Origin of the sequence: Mucilaginibacter aquatilis (genome assembly GCF_009755275.1) — a bacterium.
Classification (GTDB): Bacteria; Bacteroidota; Bacteroidia; order Sphingobacteriales; family Sphingobacteriaceae; genus Mucilaginibacter; species Mucilaginibacter aquatilis.
On the sequence record NZ_WQLA01000001.1, the window covers coordinates 877,579 to 901,665 of the forward strand.

At 41.8% G+C, this 24,087-nt stretch carries 22 protein-coding genes; 5 read left to right on the forward strand and 17 right to left on the reverse strand.

The window, feature by feature from the left end:
• Positions 1-1,308 carry a voltage-gated chloride channel family protein gene (locus GO816_RS03975; RefSeq protein WP_157540038.1) on the forward strand — a complete coding sequence of 436 codons (1,308 nt, stop codon included), beginning with the start codon at positions 1-3 and terminating at the stop codon, positions 1,306-1,308.
• Between the two features lie 39 nt (positions 1,309-1,347).
• Here the strand turns inward: GO816_RS03975 and GO816_RS03980 are convergent, their stop codons facing one another.
• From GO816_RS03980 to GO816_RS03990, 3 genes are read right to left on the reverse strand one after another with little or no spacing between them, the layout of a single operon-like run.
• Positions 1,348-2,064 carry an SGNH/GDSL hydrolase family protein gene (locus tag GO816_RS03980; protein ID WP_157540039.1) on the reverse strand — a complete coding sequence of 239 codons (717 nt, stop codon included), beginning with the start codon at positions 2,062-2,064 and terminating at the stop codon, positions 1,348-1,350.
• Positions 2,061-2,798, reverse strand: coding sequence for a lipoyl(octanoyl) transferase LipB (lipB, locus tag GO816_RS03985; RefSeq protein WP_157540040.1), 738 nt, complete (start codon positions 2,796-2,798; stop codon positions 2,061-2,063). The genes GO816_RS03980 and lipB overlap by 4 nt, the downstream gene beginning before the upstream one ends.
• A gap of 3 nt (positions 2,799-2,801) precedes the next feature.
• Positions 2,802-3,440 (reverse strand): 4'-phosphopantetheinyl transferase family protein, encoded by a 639-nt coding sequence (locus GO816_RS03990; protein WP_157540041.1) that lies wholly within the window; start codon positions 3,438-3,440, stop codon positions 2,802-2,804.
• 75 nt (positions 3,441-3,515) lie between these two features.
• On the opposite strand from GO816_RS03990, the gene dcd reads away from it, so the two are divergent.
• A complete protein-coding gene (gene dcd / locus GO816_RS03995) occupies positions 3,516-4,052 on the forward strand; it encodes a dCTP deaminase (protein ID WP_157540042.1) in 537 nt (178 codons plus the stop codon).
• Between the two features lie 195 nt (positions 4,053-4,247).
• The gene (locus GO816_RS04000) at positions 4,248-6,968 is read left to right on the forward strand and encodes a carboxypeptidase-like regulatory domain-containing protein (protein WP_157540043.1); all 2,721 of its coding nucleotides are present in this window, start codon (positions 4,248-4,250) and stop codon (positions 6,966-6,968) included.
• A 3-nt stretch (positions 6,969-6,971) separates the two neighbouring features.
• Here the strand turns inward: GO816_RS04000 and GO816_RS04005 are convergent, their stop codons facing one another.
• Positions 6,972-7,685 (reverse strand): peptidase associated/transthyretin-like domain-containing protein, encoded by a 714-nt coding sequence (locus GO816_RS04005; protein ID WP_157540044.1) that lies wholly within the window; start codon positions 7,683-7,685, stop codon positions 6,972-6,974.
• Positions 7,686-7,849: 164 nt separating this feature from the next.
• Between GO816_RS04005 and GO816_RS04010 the strand changes: the two genes are divergently transcribed.
• Positions 7,850-8,131, forward strand: coding sequence for an ATP-dependent Clp protease adaptor ClpS (locus GO816_RS04010; protein WP_157540045.1), 282 nt, complete (start codon positions 7,850-7,852; stop codon positions 8,129-8,131).
• 70 nt (positions 8,132-8,201) lie between these two features.
• Here the strand turns inward: GO816_RS04010 and GO816_RS04015 are convergent, their stop codons facing one another.
• From GO816_RS04015 to miaB, 10 genes are all read right to left on the reverse strand, one after another.
• Positions 8,202-9,629, reverse strand: a complete 1,428-nt coding sequence (locus GO816_RS04015) for an L-serine ammonia-lyase (protein WP_157540046.1) — start codon at positions 9,627-9,629, stop codon at positions 8,202-8,204.
• A gap of 114 nt (positions 9,630-9,743) precedes the next feature.
• Positions 9,744-10,565, reverse strand: a complete 822-nt coding sequence (locus tag GO816_RS04020) for a mechanosensitive ion channel family protein (protein ID WP_157540047.1) — start codon at positions 10,563-10,565, stop codon at positions 9,744-9,746.
• Between the two features lie 354 nt (positions 10,566-10,919).
• Positions 10,920-12,554: a chaperonin GroEL gene (gene groL, locus GO816_RS04025; protein WP_157540048.1), complete on the reverse strand. Its 1,635-nt coding sequence runs from the start codon at positions 12,552-12,554 to the stop codon at positions 10,920-10,922.
• 100 nt (positions 12,555-12,654) lie between these two features.
• Complete coding sequence (locus GO816_RS04030) at positions 12,655-12,930, reverse strand: co-chaperone GroES (protein WP_157540049.1); 276 nt, start codon at positions 12,928-12,930, stop codon at positions 12,655-12,657.
• A gap of 234 nt (positions 12,931-13,164) precedes the next feature.
• Positions 13,165-13,515, reverse strand: a complete 351-nt coding sequence (secG, locus tag GO816_RS04035) for a preprotein translocase subunit SecG (RefSeq protein ID WP_157540050.1) — start codon at positions 13,513-13,515, stop codon at positions 13,165-13,167.
• 8 nt (positions 13,516-13,523) lie between these two features.
• Positions 13,524-14,687 carry a hypothetical protein gene (locus tag GO816_RS04040; protein WP_157540051.1) on the reverse strand — a complete coding sequence of 388 codons (1,164 nt, stop codon included), beginning with the start codon at positions 14,685-14,687 and terminating at the stop codon, positions 13,524-13,526.
• Positions 14,688-14,709: 22 nt separating this feature from the next.
• Entirely contained in the window at positions 14,710-15,225 is a 516-nt protein-coding gene (locus GO816_RS04045) for an LptE family protein (protein ID WP_157540052.1), read from the reverse strand.
• 2 nt (positions 15,226-15,227) lie between these two features.
• The gene (locus GO816_RS04050) at positions 15,228-16,466 is read right to left on the reverse strand and encodes a sigma-54 interaction domain-containing protein (RefSeq protein ID WP_157540053.1); all 1,239 of its coding nucleotides are present in this window, start codon (positions 16,464-16,466) and stop codon (positions 15,228-15,230) included.
• 43 nt (positions 16,467-16,509) lie between these two features.
• The gene (locus GO816_RS04055; RefSeq protein WP_157540054.1) at positions 16,510-16,881 is read right to left on the reverse strand and encodes a four helix bundle protein; all 372 of its coding nucleotides are present in this window, start codon (positions 16,879-16,881) and stop codon (positions 16,510-16,512) included.
• A gap of 59 nt (positions 16,882-16,940) precedes the next feature.
• On the reverse strand, positions 16,941-18,386 hold the full coding sequence (gene miaB / locus GO816_RS04060) for a tRNA (N6-isopentenyl adenosine(37)-C2)-methylthiotransferase MiaB (RefSeq protein ID WP_157540055.1): 1,446 nt from the start codon (positions 18,384-18,386) through the stop codon (positions 16,941-16,943).
• Positions 18,387-18,610: 224 nt separating this feature from the next.
• On the opposite strand from miaB, the gene GO816_RS04065 reads away from it, so the two are divergent.
• Positions 18,611-20,401 carry a hypothetical protein gene (locus GO816_RS04065; RefSeq protein WP_157540056.1) on the forward strand — a complete coding sequence of 597 codons (1,791 nt, stop codon included), beginning with the start codon at positions 18,611-18,613 and terminating at the stop codon, positions 20,399-20,401.
• Positions 20,402-20,423: 22 nt separating this feature from the next.
• On the opposite strand, the gene GO816_RS04070 is transcribed toward GO816_RS04065, so the two are convergent.
• The 3 genes from GO816_RS04070 to GO816_RS04080 all read right to left on the reverse strand — a co-directional run bounded on the left by GO816_RS04070 (position 20,424) and on the right by GO816_RS04080 (position 23,915).
• Complete coding sequence (locus GO816_RS04070; RefSeq protein WP_157540057.1) at positions 20,424-20,786, reverse strand: hypothetical protein; 363 nt, start codon at positions 20,784-20,786, stop codon at positions 20,424-20,426.
• 70 nt (positions 20,787-20,856) lie between these two features.
• Complete coding sequence (locus GO816_RS04075; protein ID WP_157540058.1) at positions 20,857-22,347, reverse strand: YfcC family protein; 1,491 nt, start codon at positions 22,345-22,347, stop codon at positions 20,857-20,859.
• Positions 22,348-22,406: 59 nt separating this feature from the next.
• Positions 22,407-23,915, reverse strand: coding sequence for an ABC transporter substrate-binding protein (locus GO816_RS04080; protein WP_232336480.1), 1,509 nt, complete (start codon positions 23,913-23,915; stop codon positions 22,407-22,409).
• Positions 23,916-24,087 lie beyond the last annotated feature (172 nt).

Below are 24,087 nucleotides of genomic sequence, written 5' to 3' on the forward strand. Positions count from 1 at the left end.
ATGTTTAAAAAATTCACCTCGGCACAGTACTCAGTTTTATATTATATTACCCGTTGGACGCTTATTATTGTGCCCGTTGCTTTTGCTATAGGCTGCATGGTAGCCTTATTTTTGTGGCTGCTAAACTGGAGCATTCATTACCGCTTTGCACATCCGTGGTTGCTTTACCTTTTACCGCTGGCAGGTGTGGGTATCCATTTTCTGTACAAGTTGTACGGGCAATCGGCCGAGCGGGGTAATAATTTAATTATTGATGAGATACATAAGCCGGGCGCAGGAGTGCCTAAGCGCATGGCTCCGCTTATTTTATTTACTACGGTTATAACGCATTTATTCGGTGGATCGGCAGGGCGCGAGGGAACTGCCGTACAAATAGGCGGCAGCATAGCCAAATGGATAAGCAGCCTGTTTAAACTTAATGAAGCCGACACACGTATTGTGCTTACTGCCGGTATAGCTGCCGGCTTTGGGGCCGTGTTTGGTACACCGCTGGCAGGTACAATTTTTGCCCTGGAAGTACTCACTATTGGCCGCATTAAGTATGATGCACTACTACCCTGTCTTATTGCCGGTTTTATTGGCGATGTCACCGTTTCAGCATGGGGTATTCATCATACGCTTTACCACATCACCTATGTATCAAAAGGCCAAGACATTTTTGGGCATCATTTAGGCATTAACCTTTTGTTGTTGCTTAAAACCGCTATTGCCTCAGCCATTTTTGGTTTGGCAGCTTTTGCATTTGCAAAAGCAGTACACGGTGTAAAAACATTGTCGTTGCGTTTAATTAAAATACAATGGTTTATACCTGTTTGCGGCGCATGCATCATTATTGCCTTAACATTTATTTTGGGCAAGCCCGATTACTTAAGCTTAGGAGTTGATGCGCAATACCCGGGTGCAGTAACTATTGTGTCGGCCTTTCAACAAGGTGGTGCCGACTTTTTGAGTTGGTTATGGAAACTTGTTTATACTGCTGTTACGCTTGGAACAGGTTTTAAAGGAGGTGAGGTTACGCCTTTATTTTACATAGGATCTACCCTGGGAAACACCTTGGCAGGGTTACTTAACGCTCCCGTAAGCCTATTTGCAGCGTTAGGCTTTATAGCCGTATTTGCCGGAGCTACCAACACACCGCTGGCCTGCACCATTATGGGAATTGAACTTTTTGGCAGCGAGCACGCATTACTATTTGCAGTAGCCTGTTTTACTGCTTACTACTTCAGTGGAGATACAGGAATTTACACTGCGCAGCGAACGGAAGGCAAGTGGCCCCGCCCCAACTATCGCCAGGAAGAGGGGCTCTAAGTCCTTGAAAATGCAGAATTATACCTTACCGTGGAAGATTTAGAAGGGGCTACTTTTTACAACTTCGGGCAGCAACTTAGCTACCCACTCGCTATACATTTTGCCCGACGGGTGCAAACCATCAGTGGCTACCAAAGCAGCATCTGTAGCAGCATTGCGCGAGCCAGGTGTAATATCCGTATAACTCACTCCAGCTTTCAGGGTTTCCTCCTTGTTTATGGCGTTATACTGGTCAATTTCGCGGGCAATTTGCGAGCGGTCTCGACCTTGAGCAAAAGGCGTTACTCCCCAATCAGGTATCGATACCACAAACACATGCCTTTTGTTGCCGCCTGCGTAAGCAAGTGCCGTATTAAGTAGCTGCACAAATTCAGTGCGATAGGTATCAATATTATAACCGCGATATTGATTGTTTACACCAATAAGCAAAGTAACTATATCGAACTTTTGGGTAAGTGAACGCTGCTTGATAGCGGCTATGAGTTCGTCAGTTGTCCACCCGGTTCGAGCTATAATAGTTGGAGCTGCTGTTTTGATTTGCTGCTTTGTTAAACCGGCTGCCAGCTGGTATGGGAACGATGCTTCGGCCGGTACAGCCTCGCCAATAGTATATGAATCGCCCAGAGCTAAATAACTTAATCCATCTTTGGGCAATGATAAACCTGCCCCAAGGTTAGCTTCTATCTCGTTCATGGCTTTGTTTGCACAGCCGGTTAAGGCTATCATCAGTAATATAATCAGGTTTATCTTTCTCATCCCATCATCTCCATACCAAACTGTACGGAAATATGGTGCTTAAGGATTTCTTTAACTTCATTCATATCCACTTTTCTACCCGACTCGTTTTCCATGGAGGCTACGGCTTTATCATCAATACCACAGGGTACAATATGGCCAAAATAGCTTAGGTTGGCATTAACATTAAGTGCCAGTCCATGCATGGTTACCCAGCGACTGCAACGCACGCCCATAGCGCAAATTTTGCGGGCACGCTGCTCATTATCCGGGTCGAGCCAAACGCCTGTATAGCCCGGGTAACGGCCGGCTGTAATGCCGTAATGTGCTAATGTTTGTATAACGGCCTCTTCCAGCGTACGCAGATAAAGGTGTATATCAGTAAAAAAGTTATCAAGGTCTAAAATTGGATATGCCACTAACTGACCCGGTCCGTGATAGGTGATATCGCCCCCACGGTTAATAGGATAGTAAACGGCGTCTTTCTCCTTTAGTCCGTCCTCATCAAGTAAAAGATGATCGGCTTTTCCGCTTTTACCCAGGGTATAAACATGCGGGTGCTCACAAAAAATAAGATAGTTAGGAGTTACTATCTCTTCTCCCTCCTTTTCAGTACCGGCCAATACCGCCTGTTGATGATTGCGTATACGGGTTTTAAGCTGCACGCTTTGGCTAAAAATACTTTCCTGTTTATCCCAGGCTTCTTTATAATCAATCAGTCCCCAGTCCTGGTATTCTACCTGCTTATTCTTCATGGCTCAAGCTTTTACGTAACCTATCATGTAATCTTCGTACTGCAGGTAATTAACTTTATAGTTAATATTAATATCTCCTTTGCTCAGGTTAGCATTAAGGCTTCCCTCAGGTGCAAAGGCAAATGGCTGTAACGCTATGTTATCTAAAAATGAAACCTCCTTTTGACCGTAACACTTATAAATAGCCTCTTTAGCGCACCAGCAAACATATAAATGATTGATTTTATGTTGCGCATCAATAACAGCCCGTTCGGCAGGCGTTAAAAACTTTGGTGCAATACGTTCAACCTTTTGTTTTACCTGCTCAATATCAATACCCACCGGGCGGCTTCGGCTTATCATAACCGCCGCGTAATCAAAAGAATGACTTAATGAAATATGGTAAGGCAAATTGACAAGGTATGGCTTACCATGTACATCAATTTTACAGTCTATATACTCATCAGTGTGCAGCATGGTTCGCAATAAAACGCGGGTGGCCAGCCAATGTAAATGGCGCTTACCATTAGCCAGTTGCTCTACAAAAGCCTTTTCTTCATCACTTAACTGCAACTGGTGGTACAGGGAATCTGCTTCCTCTTCAATGCGCCACAGCGCAAATTCGGTATCGGCGTCTACCTGTTTATTAAAAGCTATGGCCATTTGTTAAATTACAAAAACAGAGCGCAAAATTAGGTTAAATAATTTAATTTCGTCGGCGTAACCCGTCACCGCAAAATGATTTTATCAGACAAACGAATTTTAGAGGAAATTGAAAAAGGCACCATCATTATTGAGCCTTTTAAACGCGAGTGCCTGGGTACAAATTCATACGACGTACATTTAGGTAAATACCTGGCAACGTACCGCAACCGGGTGCTCGATGCTAAAGTTCATAATGAAATTGACGGGTTTGAAATACCTAAAGACGGATTTGTTTTGCAACCTGGCACCCTCTACCTGGGCGTTACTATAGAGTATACAGAAACTCATAGTCATGTTCCTTTTTTAGAAGGAAAATCGAGCACGGGCCGTTTAGGTATTGATATACATGCTACTGCCGGTAAAGGAGATGTAGGCTTTTGCAACACCTGGACGCTCGAAATTTCGGTAGCGCAACCCGTGCGCGTGTATACGGGCATGCCAATAGGCCAGCTTATTTACTTTGTTGTTGAAGGCGAAATTGAAACTAAGTACAACAGCAAAGGCAACGCTAAATACAATAATCCGTCAACCCGCCCGGTTGAAAGCATGATGTGGAAGAATAAATTTTAGAAAGCGTTAAACCTTTGTAGATATTATTGTCTAACAATTTATACTGTACTAAAACACCTGTTGCGGTTAGCTTAAACAGCTGCAGCTTACTCACCTTTCCCCTACCGCGAAACTAATTTGTAATACGTTAGGTTATTGCCTATATGTTAATGTTTTGCGTACATTTATTTCAATAAAAAACATCTGCCTTTTTATATGAACCTTAAAAAACCTGTCGCCGGCTTTCTGGTCATTCTGGTTACTTTGATAGCTACAGCCTTTGTAAAGCTTGACGACGACCCGATACAAAAAATTGCATCAGCCCTGGAAAAATGGAGTTCAGATGCACCTTTTGAAAAGGTGTATTTGCAGCTTGACAAGCCATATTACGGCGTTGGTGATAACATTTGGTTTAAAGCCTATGTAACCGTTGGCGGCAAACATCAGCTATCGGCATTAAGCGGTGCATTAAATGTTGAATTAATTGACGAGCGCGACTCGGTTAAACAATGGGTAAAGCTGCCGGTTACCAGCGGTGTTGCCTGGGGAGATTTTGCCTTAAGCGATACCCTGCAAGAAGGCAATTACCGTATACGTGCTTACACCAACTGGATGCGTAATGCGGGCGAAGAGTATTTCTTTCAAAAAAACATAGCCATTGGCAATGCAGCCACCAACACAGTATTTACACAGGCAAGTTATACCTATTCAAAGCTTAATAACGGTCAAAAGGTTGATGCTGTAATTAATTTCAGCAATTTGGATAAGGCGCCTTTTGCCGGCAATGAAGTCAATTATAATGTAAGGATAAATGACAAACAGATACTGAAGGGCAAAGGCACAACAGACACCAAAGGTAATCTGTCCATCAGCTTTATCAATGCAACATCCGCCCCGGTAACTTCGGGTAAAATCACTACTGATATTAAGGTTGCTGATAAGAAAACCGTTTCTAAAACAATAAATCTTACAACAACATCGGGGTTAGCCGATGTGCAGTTCTTTCCTGAGAGTGGCTACCTGGTAAACGGAATACGCTCAAGGGTAGCTTTTAAGGCGGTTGGCGCTAACGGCTTAGGTGTTGAAGTAAAAGGAAAGGTTATTGACAACACAAACAAGGAAGTTGCCGAAATTACCACTAAACACTTAGGCATGGGAAGCTTTGCCTTTACGCCTGAAAGTGGCAAAACCTATAAGGCCAGCCTTACTTATCCTGACGGTTCTCAAAACACGGTTAATCTTCCGGCAAGCCAGAATGATGGTTACGTAATGCTGGTGAACAATACTGATGCGCAAAACATCAGTATAAAAATAATTGGTAGTAGTAGTATGACCGGCAAAAGCACCTATGTGATAGGCCAGTCGGGCGGTGTAGTTTGCTATGCTGCAAAAAACACCAATGGCTCAATAAATTTTGGTGCCCAGGTTGCTAAAAATAAATTTCCGTCGGGTATTGCGCAGTTTACCCTGTTTGATGCAAGCGGGCAGCCAATTAATGAACGTATCGTTTTTATTCAGCACCAAACTGATATTTTGAAAGTCGGCGTGTCGGCGAATAAAACAGCGTTTGCCCCACGTGAAAAAGTAAAAATCAACATTGCTGCCAAAACTAATGATGACAAACCTGCTTTAGGGGCATTTTCGGCAGCGGTTATTGATGAATCGAAAGTACCTGTGAAAGATGCAGACGAATCGGGCATACTGTCTCAAATTCTTTTAACGTCAGATTTAAAAGGGTATATAGAGCAGCCTAACTACTATTTTACTGATGTAAACGCAACCACTGCAGCAGACCTTGACATATTGATGCTTACGCAAGGTTACCGCAGGTTTGAGTGGAAAGCTTTGTTGGCCGGGCAGTTTCCAACAATTAAATATCAGCCCGAAAAAACCTTGCAAATAGCGGGAAGCATCAAAACATCAGGCGGCAAACCAGTGCCTAACGGTAAAATCACACTATTTACCACCGCCGGTGGCACCTTCATTATTGATACTGTTGCTGATGCTCAAGGCCGTTTTGCCTTCAAAAATATGGTGTTTAAAGACAGTATAAAGTTTGTACTGCAGGCACGCACGGCAAAAGGCGGAAAAAATGTTGACATAGTGCTCGATAAAATGCCGCTACCTACAACTGTAAAAAACAAATCAATGCCTGACGTACAGGTTAACAGTTCGGCTGCGTTGCTTACTTATCTTAAAAACAGCAAAGCTCAATATGATGAGGAGGCCAAATATGGCATAGGTAACCACACCATTATGCTTAAAGAGGTCACCGTAACCGAAAAGAAGAAAAACCCGGCCCTGGCAAATTCGGCAAACTTAAACGGTGCCGGTAACGCCGACCAGGTAATAACAAGCGATGTGTTGGATAAATTAGGCTGCGTTACCATTGACCAATGTTTACAGGGACGCCTGCTTGGTGTAATATTCAGGGGTGGCATACCCTATTCAACGCGCAGCCAAAATCAGCCTATGCAACTTATTGTCGACGGTATTTATGTGGAAAGTGACTTCCTTTCAACCATACCGCCTATGAATGTGGCCAGCGTTGAAGTACTGCGCACAATTGGTAACACTGCAATATATGGTGGTCGTGGAAGTGGTGGTGTATTAATTATAAACACTAAAAGAGGTGGTGAATATAATTATGATGCCTCGCAAATTTACTCGCCGGGTATTATGACTTATACCCCAAAAGGATTTTATACTGCAAGGCAGTTTTACGCCCCTAAGTATGACGACCCAAAAACTAATACCGCAATTGCCGACTTACGGACTACCATACACTGGGAATCAAGCCTGATAACCAGTAAAGATGGCAATGCATCATTTGAGTATTTCAATGCCGGTAGCAAGGGCACTTACCGTGTAGTTGTTGAAGGTATAAATGATGATGGTTACTTGGGCCGTACAGTGTTCCGTTATAAGGTTGAATAACTGTTAATTATGCTGCAACGGCAGGCTGTCGGTAACCGCAGCCTGCTTTATGTATTCAAACAGTTCATAATCGGTTAACTTTTTAAGATTAGTGTATGAAGGCCTGTGCCTGATCATGAAGGTGCGCAACTGTACGCTATCAATCTTAACCAATCTTAATATGTTACGGCGGTTAAACCTACTATCAACGTAATTATCAAGCTCATCACGCTCTAATATTGCTCGCAGCTTTTTCCGTTGTTTGTTCTTTTTTGATAATGATGCATATAATATATCAAAGTTGATTGATGTAAGACTGAAAGCGTCAATCACCTTGGGCTTGGTAAACACAAAATCTTTGGCAAACTCCTTTCGCATGGCCAACGAATCTTCTTTTGCCGTTTTGTTTTTAACTATAACTGCTTTAAGCAATCTTCCTTTGGGAGGCAACAATATAACATCGTTTGCCTTTAATTTCAAAACAGGTATTTGCACTTCCTTGTAAGCGCTGTAGGTAAATATCAGCGTATCATGTTGTATTGTTTTACTTAGCACTAATTCAAAATGGCCCTTGGCATCTGTTACCAAAATACCTTTTTGCTTTTTTAAACTATATGATGTATAGGGCAAAGGCTCTTTGGTAACACTATCAACAACGGTACATTTTAAGCTTAAACTTTGTGCATTTACTTTTTGCACAACCGTTGACGAAAGTAAAACCAATAGGGTAACACTCAATTTTAGAGTAATTATACAGCTGTTTTTCACATTACGATTTTATGCATAATAAGCCATACTAAAAGTTAAAATGTGTTAAACCACCGTGTTAGGAATGCAACTAAAAAAGCATTGAAAAAGCTTTTCTTTAATTAATTTAACGTTTATAGTATCTTTGCTGTAATATGCCAACCGAAGTACAGGAAGAAACGCTGACGCTTGAAGAGATACTGGCGAGCCTTAAAGAAATGCATCGCCTTATTTTATGGAACGATGATGTGAACACTTTTGATCATGTGATTTACTGCATGATGAAATACCTGGACTACTCGGAGTCGCAATCTGAAAAAATTGCCTGGAAGGTACACAACGAGGGCAAATGTGCCGTATTAGAAGGCTCTTTCACCGAAATGGAAGTTTACCGCAAAATTTTGCAGCAAGAAGGGTTAACTGTTTCGGTTGACTAACTTCAGAACCGGAACTATAGGATTTTTCAGGATCTACAGAATTTAGTGTAAGCGAAAATATATTCTCTCCCTAACACTCAGGCAAACTTATTGGTATATTGATGGCAAGCCCGCCATCAGACGTTTCCTTATACTTTGAATTCATATCCAAGGCTGTTTGCCACATGGTTTTAACTACGGCATCCAGGCTCACCTTAGCATTGTCAGGGTTGGTTTGCAGGGCCAGCTGCGATGCAGTTATGGCTTTTATAGCGCCCATGGTATTGCGCTCAATGCAAGGAACCTGTACAAGTCCGCCTATTGGGTCACAAGTGAGGCCAAGGTGGTGCTCCATAGCAATTTCTGCAGCCATAAGCACTTGCCGTTGCGAGCCGCCCAGGCACTCAGTTAAAGCAGCTGCAGCCATAGCTGATGATACACCGATTTCGGCCTGGCAACCACCCATAGCTGCCGATATGGTTGCTCCCTTCTTAAATATACTGCCAACTTCAGAAGCTGTTAGTATGAATTGCAATATACGGTCATCACTATAACCATCGCAAAATGCTATAAAGTACATTAGTACTGCGGGTATAACGCCGGCAGCGCCGTTAGTTGGTGCAGTAACTACACGTCCAAAGGATGCATTTTCTTCATTTACAGACAGGGCAAAACAGCTCACCCAATCTAAAATATTTTGAAAACCATTGCCCGTAGCACGAACAGCATCCACCCATTCATTAAAGTTATGGTAGCTCCTGTCGCCGGTAAGTCTGCGGTTAAGCCCTGCAGCCCTGCGCGCCACATTTAATCCACCCGGAAGATAACCAGTAGTATGGCAACCGCGGTAAACACACTCGCGTATTACCCTGAATATTTGCATCACCCCTTCACGGGTTTTACTCTCGGTACGCCAAGCCAGTTCGTTCTCCATTACCACTTCCGAGATTTTTAAACCTGTTTTGCGGCACCAGTGAAGCAAGTCATTAGCCGTATCTATAGGGAATGGTAAGTCAACCTCAGTACTGCAATTGCTTTCTGCACCTTCCTTTACAACAAACCCGCCACCAATAGAATAGTAAGTTTCTGTAATTGCTTTTCCTGAACTTAAAAAAGCCTGAAAAGTAACTGCATTTGGATGATAAGGTAAGCTTTGCGTGTATAAAAAAAGCAAGTCGTCGTCACTATCAAAACTAACCGTATGCATGCCACCTACATTAAGCTGGTGGGTTGTATGAATATCTTCAATGGTAGCATCTAAGCGGTCAACAGCAAAAGTAACCGGGTCATGTCCGCTAAGCCCTAGCAAAATTGCAATATCGGTACCATGCCCTTTACCTGTTTTAGCTAAAGAGCCGTAGAGTAAAATTTTAATTTGCACTACATCAACCAGAGCATTTTGACCGTTTAATATTTGAACAAACTGCTGCGCAGCACGCCAAGGCCCTAATGTGTGTGAGCTTGAAGGACCTATGCCTATTTTAAAAATATCAAATACCGAAATTTGCTCTCTTTGCATACTAATACAAATTTACGAATAGCACATGGTGTTTAACCAAAAGCCACCAAATAATTAAATAAGAATGTTTAAGCGAAACGGCAGAGCTTGAATTTACGTAGCGTTTATAACTTATCAGGTTCCGGGCAATTTAACGCCGGCACTTTTCAAGCCGTCCATAATTCGTTTGGTAAGCCCCATTTGTGCGCTGGTATATTCTGACGCCTGTACCCACACCCTAGAGGTATACTTAACGCCATCAAACTCAATTTGCCAAACACTTGCTAGTGGAGCCGGCTCGCTCAAAATTCCGGGAGTTTGTGCAATCGCCTGCTTAATAATGTTAACCACTAAGTCATGATCGGCAACAAAGCCCAGCTTAAAGTCAACATCTAAACGCCGCTTACCTTCGCGCGATACATTGGTAATAACTTCATTAAACAGCTTGCCGTTTGGAATAATAACTGTTTTGTTATCAAACGTAAGTACAACGGTATAGAAAACCTGTATGGAAGTAACCTTGCCATTTTGTCCCTGCGCTATTATATTATCACCTATATCAAAAGGCTTAAGCAACAATATCATAACCCCGCCTGCAAAGTTTTGTAAAGTGCCTGATAAAGCTAAACCTGCTGCAACAGTAGCCGCACTTAAAATGGCCGTAAATATGGTGAGCTCGAGCCCCATAATTTCCATAACCACTACAACAAGCACCATATGCAGGCCTGTAATAGTTAAACTCAGAAAAAATGGTTGTAAGGAAGAGTGGATTTGCTTACTTGCCATCCGGCGGGTCATCCATTTACGGAGCTGTCGGATTAGCCATAAGCCAATGAAGAAAAGTATTATTCCTATAACTACTTTTGGGCCGCTCTTGATAACCCAATGATAGGCGTTATTATATAAATCGCTGATGGAGGGAACTACTTCTGTTTGAGCAATTAGCAGGGTATACATTTAACTGATTAAATAATCAGCAATGTTACACTTACGACATCAAACTCACAAATAATTCAGGACCTTTAACCATCACCCACTCAAAAATCCTCGCTCGTAAAACTCTCTTATTTAAGGTCATCTGTTTCATATTAACCGCAACTTGCAAATGATGTGCCTGCAAACAAGCGTTTGTATTATTTCATACAAAATTAATATGGCTAAGTATAAATGGTGTCATTAGTTAATCATTTGATTAACAGAACAACGTAAAATCGAGGATTCTGCATGTTAGGACTGGCTTTAAAGCCAGAAACCCTGTCTGAAATTTCAGACAGGGTTTCTAAGATATGTATTATACAGTACGTTATGATATTACATCATACCGCCCATACCACCCATTGGAGGGGCACCTGCACCAGCAGGAGCATCTTCAGGATCATCAGCTAACACACACTCGGTGGTTAACAACATTGATGAAATTGAAGCAGCATTTTCTAAAGCCACGCGTGATACTTTAGTAGGGTCAATTACACCTGCACCAATTAAGTTTTCGTAACGGTCGGCACGTGCATTGTAACCAAAGTCGGCAGTACCTTCTTTAACTTTTTGCACTACAATTGAGCCTTCGATACCAGCGTTTTCGCAAATTTGACGTAAAGGCTCTTCAATAGCACGTTTTACAATCTGAATACCGGTTTTCTCGTCTTCGTTTTCACCTTGCAAATCACCTAATGATGCAACTGCACGAATGAAAGCTACACCACCACCAGCTACGATGCCTTCTTCAACGGCAGCGCGGGTTGCGTGTAAAGCATCATCAACACGGTCTTTTTTCTCTTTCATTTCAACCTCGGTAGCTGCACCAACATATAATACAGCAACACCACCTGATAACTTAGCTAAACGCTCTTGCAATTTTTCTTTATCGTAATCAGATGTAGTGGTTTCAATTTGAGCTTTGATTTGGTTAACGCGGGCTTTGATGCCTTCTGCATCGCCAAAACCATTAATGATGGTAGTATTGTCTTTATCAATAACTACTTTTTCAGCAGTACCTAAGTAGGTTAAATCAGCATTCTCTAATTTGTAACCACGCTCTTCAGAAATTACAGTACCACCGGTTAAGATAGCAATGTCTTCTAACATAGCTTTACGACGATCACCAAAGCCAGGAGCTTTAACAGCAGCAACTTTCAGTGAACCACGGATTTTGTTAACTACCAATGTAGCTAAAGCTTCACCGTCTAAGTCTTCTGAAATAATAACCAATGGTTTACCGGTTTGTACTTGTTTTTCTAATACCGGTAACAATTCTTTCATCGAAGAGATCTTCTTGTCGTAGATCAGGATGTAAGGATTGTCTAACTCCGCTTCCATTTTATCAGCATTGGTTACAAAGTATGGAGAAAGGTAACCACGGTCAAACTGCATACCTTCTACAGTTTTCACTTCAGTTTCAGTACCTTTTGCTTCTTCAACGGTAATAACACCGTCTTTACCTACTTTACCCATTGCATCAGCAATCAGGGTACCAATAACCTCATCGTTGTTAGCCGAAATGGTAGCAACTTGTTTAATTTTATTATTGTCCTCACCTACTGCTTGTGATTGTACCTTAAGGTTAGCCACAACAGCAGCAACAGCTTTGTCAATACCACGTTTCAAATCCATTGGGTTTGCACCGGCAGCAACGTTTTTAATACCAGCAGTAACAATAGCCTGAGCTAAAACGGTTGCAGTAGTAGTACCGTCACCTGCAATATCAGCAGTTTTAGAGGCTACTTCTTTAACCATTTGAGCACCCATGTTTTCTAGGGCATCTTTTAATTCAATTTCTTTAGCTACAGTAACACCGTCTTTAGTGATAGCTGGTGAGCCAAATTTTTTATCGATAATAACGTTACGGCCTTTAGGACCTAAAGTAACTTTAACTGCGTTAGCTAAAATATCCACACCGCGTTTTAGTGCGTCGCGTGCTTCAACGTTGTATTTAACTTGTTTTGCCATTTCTTTTAAATGAATAATTTTTTGAATGTGTGAATTAGTAATACCGAAATGAAATCCGGATTTACTCCTTCACCTTTATCTGTAATTTATCAATCCTTGCTTATAGTATACCGTAGATATCTGATTCGCGCATCATCAGGTACTCTTTACCGTCGATGGTGATTTCAGTACCACCATATTTGCTGTATAAAACTTTATCACCTACTTTAACAGTCATAGGCTCATCTTTTTTACCGTCACCTACAGCCACTACGGTACCTTGTTGAGGTTTTTCTTTTGCAGTGTCAGGAATGAAGATACCAGACGCAGTCTTTTCTTCGGCTGGAGCAGCTTCTACTACTACTCTGTCGCCAATAGGTTTAATGTTTAATGACATATGAAACTTTAATTTATATGGTTTAAATGTTTGCTTGCTTTTTATCATTTACTATGCCAATACCTTGCTGGCAGAAAATTGCTGTTTTATTGGCAGAAAATTTAACCACCTACCACCTGCAGCTTTATATCCTTTGCAGTTACGTGCAAATGACAAATGTCAGGTTGGCAGATAGGCCCAAAACTAAAAAAGCCCCGGGTAATGCGGGGCTTTTAAATATTATATTAATGTTACTTATTTCTTTGCAGCTGTATCAGTAGGTTTGGCCGGCACGCTAAGCGGAGATGTACTGCTTACCGGGGCACTTGGCTTAGAAGCTTTTTGAATCTGCTCCTGGTATTCAGATGAACCTGCGCCAGTTCCGCTTTTGATAGCTACGTTGATAGCTAATGATAATACCATTAAAGTGATAGCTAAAATCCAGGTTCCCTTTTCAAGGATATCACCTGTTTTTTGCACACCCAATAATTGCGATGAGCTTGAAAAGTTTGATGACAAACCGCCGCCTTTAGGATTTTGCACCAACACAATAACGCCTAATAAAATGCAAACCAGGATGGCAACGATGATTAATACTAAGTACATTTTGTATGTTAATTAATTTTCTTTTCTAAAATTTCAATTTGGCTTGCAAAGTAACGTCTTTTTTCCGGATTTTTCAACATTAAAATTTTATAAGCCGCTATTGCTTTGGAATATAACATCTGATCGGCGTAAATGCGTGCCAGGGTTTCAGTTATTAACTCTTCCTGGTCTTCGGCACTTTGGCGTGCTTTGTTCTCATTATCGAGTTTATCACTGCTTGGTGGCTTAATCTGCGGATCTTCCTGTATAAACCTGTCTACCAGTTCCTCTTCCTTTTTTCTCGTGTCAAGCACCTCATGCGGCACGCTTTCTACCGGTATGGGTAAAGGCGGCTGCCTATCGGTAAGGTGAGAAGAAGGCGCTGCAAAAGGCTGGTATATGCCGCTGTGCTTATTGCGGGTTTTATCTAACCACCACATAAAGCTGTAAGGCATTTTATCATCGTGATAACGGGTAACCTTTTTTTCCTCTGTAACCGGCGGCACATCGGCCTGATGCACAGGTGCAGGTTCTTGCGGAGATACGTCATCGGGTTGCACTGCAGCAGGGCTTTGTTCATCACGCTCAACAAAGGCCCTGTCAAATACAAAGTAGTCGGTAGTTGCTATATTTTCAATAATAAGCTTTTGCGTTTCAGGCAAAGGCCCATGCGTAACAGCAGAATCAGTAACCTCTTCTGCTACCGTAACCTTTAAATCAGCAGCTTCCTCGATGGGCTCTGATATAGGATGTACTGGCTCTTCATATGCTTCGTAAACTTCCTCAGCATTAATTTTAACTTCCTCAACCGTCACTTTAACTGCAGGTATTACCTGCGGTGTTTCAACTGCGGGATTCAAGACAGTATTGCCTGCTTGTTCAACTACCTCGCTTGGCTGAGCTTGCTCTTTAACCTTACGGGTTTTATAAATAATTTGCGATGGAGATACAGTTGCAAGCAGTTGCGGCTGTTGAACAATTTTTTGAAGTATGCTGCTGTTACTGAAACGTGCTGCCGCCGCGTTAAGATGCTGGGCTGAGCCAGACCGCGCCTGAATGGCATACAGTGCACCGCATTGCGGAAAGCTGTACAGCAGCGTTTGTAAATTGCTTATATGCTCTTCACTTAAAGTTACAGGGCTCGAAAGTACCTGTTTCAAAAGCTGGTTTGGATGAGTGGTATCGTGTTGCACGTGGCTTAAACTACTAAATTGATTACCAGTTTGCAAAAGCTTTGTTGAAAATATCTTCTGTAAGCTGCTGATTAATTATTGGTATTAAACGTTGTTCGTTGGAATTAATATCCCCGGTAAAGTCGGTATAACGAGAAAATGTTTGTTCAAAGTCGGGCGATTTTTTTTTATCCTTAAAGTTAACGTACTTGACGCTTACGGTAATGGTTAAACGTGTTGCCGTAGCTATAGGCGCTTGATTTCCGTTTGTAGCCTGTATTGATACCGGAGCATAATTAAACCCTGTAATGGTTCCTTCCAAAGTTGCATCTGCTTCACCCCGCACAATGCTTAAACGGCTTTGCGAGCGTATACGATCTTTTAAAGCCTCGGTGAATAGTGTGCTTAGGTTATTTACAACAAGCGGTGCATTATTTTCAAAGAAAGCCACGTTTATGGTTTTCATATCAACCGGAATGGAAGCTCCGCTTAAGGTAACCGAACATGATGACCACACCATAGCCGACATTACCATCACAAAGCACAGTACTTTCTTCATTGTTATAAATCGAGTTCTTTAATTTTACGGTAAAGTGTACGCTCAGATATTCCTAACTCGTTGGCTGCCAGTTTACGCTTTCCTTTATGCTTTTTTAAAGCCTTGCGTATCATGTCCGATTCTTTTTCAACCAATGATAATGATTCTTCTACTTCTTCGGCATGTGGTGTAAATACAGCCTCATTATGATGCGTAACCGGATTAACAACGGGCGGCTGAATAGTAAATTGTGTGTCTTGCTGCCTTATGGGTAAATCAATTTCATGATGAAGGTAATTGAGCGTTTGCGGATTATTGTAATTAACCGGCACGCCTCCATGCTCAATTATTTCGGCAACCAGCTTTTTAAGCTCGTTCATATCGCGCTTCATATCAAAAAGCACCTTATATAATATATCGCGCTCCGAAAAATCTTCGCGGGGCTGGCTGTCCAAACGCATTGGCAGGTTACTACGGCCGGCTTCCTGTGGCATGTAGGTCAACAATATCTCGGCAGTAATGATACGGTCGCGCTCCAAAACTGCCAGCTGCTCGGCCACATTTTTGAGCTGACGAACGTTACCCGGCCAGGAGTAATTGCTAAGTACCTGCTGCGCACCTTCATCTAATTGTATGGCAGGGCTACGGTATTTATCGGTAAAATCGGCCGAGAATTTACGGAACAAAAGGTAAATATCTTCCTTACGATCACGTAGTGGCGGTATGCGCAAAGGCACGGTATTTAAGCGGTAATACAAGTCTTCGCGAAACTTGCCTGCCTTAACCGCCTCGTAAACATCTACGTTAGTAGCTGCAATTACACGTACATTGGTTTTCTCAACTTTTGATGAACCTACACGGATGAATTGCCCCGACTCCAGCACACGTAGTAAGCGCGCCTGCGTGCCTAAAGGCATCTCACCTATCTCATCTAAAAAAATGGTACCGCCGTTAACTGTTTCAAAATAACCTTTACGCTCACCAACGGCACCGGTGTAGGCACCTTTTTCATGCCCAAACAGTTCTGAGTCTATAGTCCCCTCGGGTATGGCACCACAGTTTACGGCAATGAAAGGCCCATGCTTGCGCGGACTCAACTGGTGGATAATTTGCGAAAACGCTTCCTTACCGCTACCACTCTCTCCGGTTACCAATACTGAGATATCGGTAGGTGCTACCTGGTTAGCAATATTTATAGCCCGGTTTAACAACGGCGAATTGCCGATGATACCAAAGCGTTGTTTAATTTCTTGTACGTTCATAAGATAGAATACAGAGACAAGAGCTAAGAGCCAGGAACCAAGATCAATGGTCATTTGGCCGTGTTAGTACATGTTCTCTAAATGCGAATATCATTTTCTGAACTTCCTCAACCATGTTGAGACATTGCTTTAATTCAGCAACGTTGCCATACAACCTTCTTCTGCAAATCAACAGTTGTGTTTCTAATTCGTAAGAAGATGTTAACGCAGTTGACAAAAATTCTGCTGTATGAATATTGGTCCTTTTGCCCGACCCTTCGGCAATGTTTGAAGGAATTGAACAAGAGGCTCGATTTATTTGATCGATTAAATTAAAGCGTTCATCAGCAGGCAAACCTTTACAATAGCTGTAAGTTAAGTCGGTCAAATCTAAAGCCTTTTGCCAAACCTTTAAATTCTTAAAGTTGTGCTTCATCAACGATTCAGATTCTCTTACTTCTATCTTGGCTCTTGTTTCTTGGTTCTTGGCTCTATTTAAACCACCGTTCCCAGCAACGTAGCTGTTGTGCAGCGGTCAACTAAAACATTTACATATTGACCTGGCTTGTAATCCTCGCTTACCGGAAAAACTACCATAGCATTATTATCAGCACGGCCGCAATAATCAAGGTTTGATTTTTTTGAGAAACCCTCAATAAGCACGCGTTGCACTTTACCTACTTTTTCCTGTAAACGCAGGTGTGAGTGCTGCTGCTGTTTAACTACAATTTCTTTGAGACGACGATTTTTCACCGCATCAGGGATATCATCAGTAAAACGCTTGGCAGCTAACGTACCCGGACGCTCAGAGTACATAAACATGTAAGCATAATCATACTGTACAAAGTCCATCATGCTCAGGGTGTCCTGGTGCTCTTCCTCAGTTTCGGTACAAAAACCGGCAATTACGTCGGTTGATATGGCACATCCCGGTATAATACGGCGAATAGCTTCTACACGGTTCATATACCACTCGCGATCATAAGTACGGTTCATGATGTCCAATACGCGGCTATTACCCGATTGTACCGGCAAGTGAATATACTTGCAAATGTTATCGTGCTTAGCCATGGTATATAATACCTCATCGGTAATATCCTTAGGATGCGATGTTGAAAAACGAATACGAAGCTCAGGGCTTATCTGTGCTACCATCTCAAGCAGGTTGGCAAAGTTTGCACCTTTTATTTCGCTTAATGATATTTCTTCACTTTCGGTTGGCTCTGGTTTCCATTTGTACGAATCCACGTTTTGCCCTAACAAGGTAACCTCGCGATAGCCTTGATTAAACAAGTCGGTACATTCTTTTACAATAGAAAAAGGATCGCGGCTACGCTCACGGCCACGGGTAAAAGGCACCACGCAGAAAGAGCACATATTATCACAGCCACGCATAATTGATACAAAAGCGTTGATACCGTTACTGTTCAAACGCACCGGGTTAATGTCGGCATACGTTTCCTCGCGAGAGAGAAGCACGTTTACAGCCTTTTGGCCATCATCAACCTTATCAATTAAATTAGGTAAATCGCGGTAGGCATCAGGGCCTACAACTACGTCAACCAGTTTTTCTTCTTCTAAAAACTTTGCTTTCAAGCGTTCGGCCATACAGCCCAGCACTCCTACTATCATGCCTGGGTTTTTAACCTTGGCAATAGTAAATTCTCTAAGGCGGTTGCGAACACGCTGCTCGGCATTTTCACGTATTGAACAGGTGTTAATGAAAATCACATCGGCATTGTTAAAATCCTTTGTAGTTTCAAAACCCCGTTCAAGCAAAATAGAAGCAACAATTTCACTGTCTGAAAAATTCATGGCGCAACCATAACTTTCAATGTACAGTTTACGGCCGTTATATTTATCAGGGGTTTGCTCCAGCATTAATGCCTCACCTTGCCTGCTTTCATCATGTGTTTTATCCGGAATAAGCAAATCCATCATTAGTAAAACTTTTTGGACTGCAAAACTACATAATTTAAAACAATACCGTGACAGATTGGCAGCACAATATAAAATTTGACCTTTGAAGGATATGCGCTGTAACTATTTATAAACTTATTCCGTCAATAATTTGAATCTGAGCTTTAGCATACGGTTCAAAATCTTTATTTTGTGAAGTCAACTCTCTCAGCAATGCAGAAAGTTGTAGTACTCTTAAATCCCTGATGACAGCCGTAATTAAAAATCGCGTAAAAAAGATACTTATAACTGTATTGATAGCACTGGCTGTTTTAATAACCGTAATAGCATTTTTTGTTAACAGGTATTGGTCACCAATTTTAGCCGGAAAAGTACGCAGCACTATTTTAGTGGCATCTGATAGTTTATATACAGCCGATTTTACAGATGCCGATTTACACATAGTTCAGGGTAAACTGGTTATTTTTAATCTCACCCTCAAGCCTAACATTAAGGTTTACAACCGTAAGTTAAAGCAAGGTACCGCCCCTAACAACCTGTACACACTAAAGGTAAAACGTATTGTATTTAAGCATATCCATCCGTTTTTGATGTATTATGATCACAAACTGGAGATTGGCCAGATTGTAATAAGCAAACCAACATTGCAGGTTCATTATAGACAAGTAAGGGGCCGGGATACAGTTGAAAAAAATCAAATAACTGCGTGGCAGCGCATCAGCCCTATGCTTAAATCTGTACATATTAAACAGGTAATGTTAAATGATGTTGATTTTACATATAATGACCGCTCTGGCAATACGCTTAAAATATCGGCCATAAAGGAAGTAAATTTAACAGGAAACGAACTACGCATTGACTCACTCACCCAGCACGATTCTACCCGGTTTTACTACTTCAAAGAACTTCAAATTGAACTTAATAACATCAATCAGCCGCTGGGGCGTGATAGTCTTTACCGACTTAAATTGAAGCAGCTTAACTATTCAACACTTACCTCAAAATTACTGGCCACCGGGGTTGGTATAGTACCAGCAGTTGATTCGGCTTTTATAAAAAAGGGTGTACGTACCTATTACCAGTTTGATACTGATACATTACAGTTGAACGATTTCAGCTTAAAAAAATTCAACAAGTTCAGGATAGTCTACGGATCAAACCTGTTGCTTAACCGCGGCAACTTTGTTGTTTTTGCCAACCGTGGCTTACCAGTACCAAAAGGAAACAGGCTTCAAAGTTTTCCTAACGTTGCCTTGCAGCGTATACCCAATAGTTTTACGCTTGATACTGTTGAACTACGCAACATTAACATCACCTACAAGGGTTACGGACGTAGATCGCGCAAACAGGGTTCGGTATCATTTAACGGTACAAGCGGCAGCATATATAATATAACCAATAATGCTAGAGCCAATGCCGCACGTGATACCATGCGCATTGAAGTAACTACCAGGTTAATGGATAGCGCCCCCCTACATGCCAACATCAAATTTAACCTTACCGATTCGGCAAAAAGTTACAGCTACAAGGGCTGGATAGGTAATATAGATCTTGACCGGCTGAATAAAGCCACCATGCCCTTTGCGTTGATAAAGATAACCTCCGGATGGCTTGATCATATGGATTTTGACATACAGGCAAACAAAAATGTATCATGGGGAAAAGTTGCGCTGCATTACCATGACCTGAAGGTGCATTTACTTAAAGTTGATAGTGCAGCCGGAAATTACAAGCACCGTATGCTGGTATCACTAATGGCTAATGCCTTAATTGTGAAGCGAAATAACCCGGAGTTCTTAGGCGCTGTACCCCGTTCGGTTAATGTGCGCTATGTTCGCGAACCTGATACTCCGTTTTTTAAAGCTGTAATGAAAACCCTTGCACAGGGTATAAAGGCCAGCGTTGGGTATGATGCAGCAACTGAAAAGCATGTTAAGCAAATGATTGTTCAACGCAAGCTTGATAAAAAAAGACGCCAAAACAAGCGCGAGTTACGACAAAGACGCCGGAATTTACGCCGCCGAAAAGGTAACTAACCTATAATCCTGATGTTAACACTTACTTACCAGACTTCCAATCGGTAAGTAAAACTGTAGCTCCTGCAATTGCAGTAAACGCAATATTAAACAGCAGCTCTTTACGCCGATTTTTAAACGCAGGCATAAAACTTTGAATGGCAAACTGAGCTACATTGAATAAATCAACTTTGCCGTGCGTTTTAAACGGAATGACATCTTTAATTGCAAGGGGCTGCCTGGTTAAAGCCACGTAGGGCAACAAAACGGCAGCTTCGGCAACGTATACTTTCACCGCCTTTTTATTCATCTTGAGCAATGATGGCAATACAAATAATGAGCCTACCAATGCGTAGTCGAGAATTGCATGTAATTTGGGAGATACGGGTTTGCTGTTCAAATTCATAGTATACATTAAGCAATCACCATACCAACAATCACTAAAGTTAACTAATAATAAATAAAATTAACATCAACTATACCCCAACTATTAGGTAAATTACACATACTAACATCAAAATAGCAAGAACAGGCCATATGAATTTGAACCATGTTTTAACTCCTATCCCCACAAGCGCAAGTGACGGTAGCAACAAGCCTGTTGGTGTTAAAAAACCCATTATACCCATACCAAAAAGATAACTGTTTACAATATCACGTCCGGGTATATGGGCTGCGGTTGCCAGCGCTCCAATTATAGGCATGGTTACTACCCCCATACCCGATGTACTGGCAATAAACAAAGTAAATACACAAAACATGAGCAGCAGCAGAACAATGAACACGCCTGATGGCATGCCACTTATAAGGCGCGATGCTTCATAAACAATGGTATCACTTATATTGCCGCTTTCTAAAATAGCGGTTACCCCACGTGCCGTACCTATGATAAACGCCACGCCTAGTAAAGCCTCTGCCCCCTTTATAAAGGTTTTAATAAATACTTCCTGCGGCATGCGCTGTATAACTCCTATAACTAATGAAGCCACCAAAAAGACTGCCGTCATTTCGGGCAGCCACCAGCCCAGCTTTATAACCCCGGTTATCATAATGGCAAAGGCCAAAAAGAAAACTACCAGCAAAACAATGTTTTTTCCCTGAAGCTTACTTTCACCACGTGATACATTTAGCTGCGGAAAAGGGCTGTTAACTATACCATCAAATTTAAGCACCAGTGAAGCGGCAGGGTTTGCTTTGACTTTTTGAGCATACCTTAAAAGATAAATGATGTAAATGCCGCCCGACACCACAAACATCGCAAGCCTTCCGCTGATGCCGTCAGTCCAACTTATACCGCAAGCGTTTGATGCTATTATAGTTGAGAAAGGGTTAGAAAACGAAGACAGTGTACCCAACTGCGTACCCCCAAAAATAACAGCTACCGGCACCAATAAATCATAACCTGCCGCCAAAAACAATGGTACCAGCACCGGGTAAAAGGCAAAGCCTTCCTCGGCCATACCAAACGATGCCCCGCCAAAAGCAAGCAAAAAAGTTAGCATGATAATAAGCCAGCCCTCGCGCCCTTTCATTTTCACAGATAATGATTTTAAGCCGGCTTCTAACGCTCCTGTTGCGTTAAACACTTCTATAAAACCGCCAATAAGAAGTATGAATAGAATAATGTCAATGGTATCATAAATACCCTGTATAGGCGCTTGCACAATACTGAGCAAACCTCTGCCGTTTTGCGGAAGTTTGTGATAAGTACCAGGCACTGACACCGGCTTACGTATAGTTCCCTGCTCAAAAGCACTCAGTGGTGCGCTTATGTGCAGGCTATCTAATGTTTTTTGTGTGGCAGGTAATGCAATTGCTTTGTTACTGTTGGTTAATGTAAAAGAATTGTCGGCATAACTAAGCGTGTCAAATTTGCCTGCAGGCACAAGCCACGTAGCAATAGCAGCGAGCACAACCACCGCCATTAAAATAGCTAAAGGGTGAGGTATTTTTTTTTGAGATGCCATTTATAATTGTTAAAGTTGTTTGAGCGCAGTTGAAATGTATAATATATTAAAAGCTCAATCTATTTCTTCATCACGTCCTTTAAAACCAGTAGGTTTTGTGCGTTAATATGGTACCCGGTAATGTTATTTTGATATAAGTTTACCAGCTTATCGTAATAAAGAATTACTACCGGTGCCTGTTGCATTACCAGGTTGTCCATTTGTTGATACAGCTTAAAGCGTTGCCGGTCATCGGCAATATTGTATGCCTGTTCAAACAAAGCATCAAACTTATTATTATGAAAGCCGGTGTAATTTGGCCCAAAAGGAATCTTGTTTTTACCGTAAAAAACTGAAAGATAATTTTCGGCATCAGGATAATCGGCTATCCAGGAGGCACGGAAAAAGTTTACCCCGTTTTTTGCTATCAATTCTCGCAAGCTTGCACCCTGCACCAATTCAACCCTGGTACGTATACCAATTTGCTGTAACTCGCCCTGAATATATTCTATTAAATCGCGATAACTTGTTGTTGTACTCAGCACCACCTCGGGCAGGTTTTTACCGTTAGCAAAACCTGCTTCTGCCAGTAAACGCTTAGCCTTTTCGGGGTTGTAATGATAGCCATGCACTACTGTGCTATCATAACCGGGCATTCCTTGTGGAATGAACCCTGCATAGCCCGGGGCACCTGTACTATTGCGCAAGTACTTAACCATGCGCGCTTTATTGATGCCATAATTTATAGCTTGCCGTACCTTCAGCATTTTAAGCGGCGATTGCTTAACAATGCTGATATTGGTATCTATTAAAATGCCCAGATATTCTGTATTTAAAAACGGGCCTGTATACATTTTAAAGCGCCCGCGGTATTTGCTGGTAATCCGTCCGCTTTTAGTGAGTATATCATCGCGATAGCTACCATCAATACCATTAAAAAAATCGAGCTTTTGCTTGATGAACTCCATAAAAGCCGTTTGCTTATCGCTTATAAAGGTAGACCTTATAGCATCTAAATGCGGCAGGCGCTCGCCATGTACACCTGTTTCCCAATAGCTTTCATTTTTAAGAAGCGCCAGCACCTCACCTTCTTTCCAATACTTAAATTTAAAGGGGCCTGTGCCAACCGGGTGGCTGCGAAAGTCTTTTCCGTAATGCTCAACAACCTCACGCGCAACAACCGAACAATACTGCGCGGTAAGTAAACTCAACATAGGCGGAAACGGCTGCTTTAGTTTTATTTGAAATGTGGTATCATTAAGCGCAATAAAAGATTCCTTTCCTTTTACTTTATCACTAAATATCCACGAGCCTGATGATGCAACTTTAGGATCAATCAATCTGCCAAAACTGTATACAAAGTCTGCAGCGGTTGCTCGGCGACCCTTACCTGCTGCAAACTGAGCATCATCATGAAAGTACACATCCCTGCGCAGGTGAAAGGTATAAAGCAAACCATTGGGCGATAGCTCCCATTTTTTAGCTATACATGGCTTTATATGCAGGCTATCATCAATTTGCACCAAGCCGTTGTAAAGCTGGTTGTCTATCCATAAAGCGTTTTGATTACGCGCAAAAGCCGGATCCATAGAGCTAAGACCTTGATCGAGGTTTATATTAAATATGGTTTTGTTTGAGGTATTATCCCTTGGTTTACATGCCCCCAAGAATACGACAAATAACAGCCATAAAACTCTATGCACTTTTATATACATTGCGTTAAATATGCAATTAATTTAATCAATTTTGGTTTGTAACAAC